Annotated in this window: 2 protein-coding genes; both read left to right on the forward strand. The window is 73.6% G+C overall.

Annotated elements, in window-relative coordinates; genetic code table 11:
- Positions 1 to 290 precede the first annotated feature (290 nt).
- Complete coding sequence (locus G3573_RS20945) at positions 291 to 1,031, forward strand: LuxR family transcriptional regulator (protein WP_163263588.1); 741 nt, start codon at positions 291 to 293, stop codon at positions 1,029 to 1,031.
- 176 nt (positions 1,032 to 1,207) lie between these two features.
- Positions 1,208 to 3,253, forward strand: coding sequence for a PAS domain-containing sensor histidine kinase (locus G3573_RS20950; RefSeq protein WP_163263589.1), 2,046 nt, complete (start codon positions 1,208 to 1,210; stop codon positions 3,251 to 3,253).
- The last annotated feature ends 135 nt before the right edge of the window (positions 3,254 to 3,388 follow it).

The raw sequence follows: 3,388 nt of genomic DNA on the forward strand, positions 1-3,388 counted from the left end.
GTGCGCGCCTTCGCGCCGCGCCTGCGCCGCGCCGCCGGCCTCGCGCCGCGCGACCGGCGCGAACCGGCCGAGGTGGTCGACGCCGCCTGCGTGCGCCTGGTCGCCCGGCTGATCGACCGTCCCGACGAAACCGTCCGGGTACGGCCCGTCCGTGAACCTACGGACGGCCCCTGAGCCACGCCGCTTCCTCGGCGCCACGGGGGATGAAAATCGTCAGGAAAACCTCACCTTAGGTCAGTTCACCTAGGGTCGGGACTGGACAGAACACAGACCTGTGATTGTGTACCGGCATGGGCCGATCCTACGATTCCGATATCGCGCGGCGCGCGTTCGACGCCGTCGCCGCCGCCGAGAAGGCGACGTCTCTGACGCAGCTCGACGAGGTGGTCGGGCGAGAACTCAAGACCTTCGGCTACGAGATCGTCATCGGCATCCGCATGGGCCGGCGCGCCGGCGTGCGCACCGTCGACATGCTGTTCGGCAACACCGACCACCCGTGGGTGGTCCACTACGGGGAACAGGGCCACGCCGAGCACTGCCCGATCACCCGCCGGGCCAGCGCCGCGCCGACCTTCTGGACCCAGCTGAAGGCGCAGCCGCTGGCCGCGCGCGAGCGGCTGGTGTTCGACGAGCTCTCCGACTTCGGCCTGAACGACGGCTACATCGTCACCGTCGACCGCGGCCAGGAGGGCGCCTTCGCCACGTCGCTGGCGGCCAAGCACGCCGACTGCGAGGATCCCTACCAGCGCGCCGCCACCCACCTGCTGTCGACCCACTTCGGCCTGGCCGGGATGAAGCTGTGGCGCGAGGCCGCCGGCGCGCCCGCCGACGCCAAGACGCTCAGCCTGCGCCAGATCGAGTGTCTGAAGTGGGTGCGCGACGGCAAGAGCTCGGCCGACATCAGCGAGATCCTCGGCATCTCCGCCCGCACGGTGGACGAGCACGTCGAGCGCGCCTGCCGCCGCCTGGCGGTGAAGACCCGCGTGCAGGCGGTCGCGGAAGCCGCGCTGCAGGGCCTGCTCGACCTGTAGGCGCGTCTCGGCTCGAATTTCTCGTCCGACGGCGTCGCGCGAGGGAGCCGGGAAGCGCCGCCTGCGCGTTGTCCGTGCGGCGGGACGGCTCCCGCCGTGCCGACCGGAGCCCGTCCATTCCGCCCGCGGACCGCTCAGCTGCGCGCAACCTGATCGTCGCCCGCGCCGTCGCGCCCGTGGCGCTAGTCCTGCTGGCTGGCGCGGCGGGTCTCCTGCTGGCCGAGCGAGCGCCGTGGCTGGGCGTGGCGGGGCTTACCGCCGTGGCCCTGGCCCTGCTCGCCGCCAGATGCTGGACCGACCGGCTCCGCGCCGGCCGGCTCGACGCCCTGGCCGATCGATTGGCCAAGCTCGCCGAGGGCGACCGGACGGTGCCGACGCCGTTCGTCGGCCAGGCGGGCCCGGTCGGCCGACTGGCCGACGCGGTCGCCCGGCTGCAGCAGTCCGCCCTCGAACGCGAGTTGACGGCGACCGGGACGGCCGTCGGCGACGCCGCCCTCGAGCTCCAGAGCCGGCGGCTGAGCGACCTGATCGAAGGCCTCGGCGACGCATTTTACGCAATGGGCCGCGACTGGCGGATCACCCTGTGGAACGCCGCGGCGGCCCGGTTCCTGGAGCTCCCCCGCGAGCAGGCCCTCGGGGCGGTCGTCTGGGACGTGTTCCCCGACCTCGCGCACGGCGCGTTCGCGGACAGCCTGCGCCGCTGCATGGCCAGCGGTCAGCCCGAGGCCTTGCAGGCGGCGTCCGCGGTGCGGCCAGGCCGCTGGCTCGACTGGCGGGTGTTCGCCACCCCGACCGGAATCGGCGTCTGCTTCCGCGACATCACCGACAGCAAGGAGGCCGAGATCGCGCTCCGCGAGAGCGAGCGGTTCCGCCGCCTGGCCATGGCCGCCGCCGACATCGGCGCGTGGGAGCTAGCCCCGCAGAGCGGCGCCTTGGTCTGGGACGAGCGCTGCCAGGCGCTCTGGGGCCTGCCGGCCCGGACCGATCACCAGGCCTGGCTGAACTCGCTGCACCCGGAAGACCGCGACCGGGCGCAGGCGGCGGTGGGAGCCGCGCTCGATCCGAAGGGCGACGGCGCCTACGCCATCGAATACCGGGTGATCGACGCCCGCGACGGGACCGAACGCTGGCTTTCGGTCAACGGAAAGGCCCTGTTCGCGGGCGGGCGGGCGACCCGGTTCATCGGCACCGCCATCGACGTCACTGCGCAGCGGCGCACGTCGGAGGAGCTGAGGAGCAGCGAGGCCCGACTGAGGCTGGCGATGGAAGTCGCCGACATCGGCGCCTGGGACTGGGATCCGGCAACCGGAACCCTGGTCGCCGACGCGCGCGCCAAAGCCCTGTTCGGCCTGAAGCCGCAAGACAAACCCGACTTCGACCAGTGGCGCGCCAGCGTGCACCCGGTCGACCACGCACGGGTCGAGGCCGCCGTCGGCAATGCCATGACGCCGGGCGGCGACGGCCGCTTCGAGGCCGAATACCGGGCTCGCGGCCAGGACGGCGTCGAACGCTGGATCGCGGCCCGGGGCAAGGCGCTGTTCGACGCCGACCAGCCCGTGCGCTTCATCGGCACGGCCGTCGACGTCACCGTGCGCAAGCGCGCGGAGGCGCGGCGCGAGGTGCTGGTCAACGAGCTGAACCACCGGGTGAAGAACTCGCTGGCCACCGTCCAGGCCATCGCGTGGCAGACCCTGGGCAAGCAGACCGACGACGCCGCCGCGCGCGACGCCCTTTCGGCCCGGCTCGCCGCCTTGGCGCGGGCCCACGACGTGCTGACCCGTCACGACTGGGAAGGCGCGGACCTCGGCGAGGTGGTGCGCCAGGCGCTGGCCCCCTTCGCCGCCGGCGACCCCGGCCGCTTCCATATCTCCGGGCCCGCGCTGCGCCTGACGCCCAAGGCGGCCCTGGCCATCTCGATGGCCCTCTACGAGCTGGGCGCCAACGCCGCCCGGTTCGGCGCGCTCAGCATCCCCGCCGGCGCGATCGAGGTGAACTGGCGGATCGAGGGGGAGCAGCTGGAACTGAACTGGCGGGAGAGCGGCGGCCCGCCGGTCAAGCCGCCGACGCATCGCGGCTTCGGCTCCCGGCTGATCGAACAGGGCCTGGCCGGCGAGCTGGGCGCGCGCACCGTCCTCGCCTTCGATCAGGCCGGGGTGACGTGCGCCGTGTTCGCGCCGCTGGCCGGGGTGCAGGCCGGCGATCCAAAGGCGCACGACCTCTAGGCGCGCGCCGGCGCGAACAGTGCTAAGCGGGGCGGCGATGCCCACGCCCGTCCGCCTGCTGGAACCCGCCGCCGACCGCCGCCGGCCGGGCGCGCGCGCCATCGGCGGCTATGTCGCCGCCCTCGCCCTCGTCGC

It is taken from the genome of Caulobacter sp. 17J65-9, assembly GCF_010975005.1.
Classification (GTDB): Bacteria; Pseudomonadota; Alphaproteobacteria; order Caulobacterales; family Caulobacteraceae; genus 17J80-11.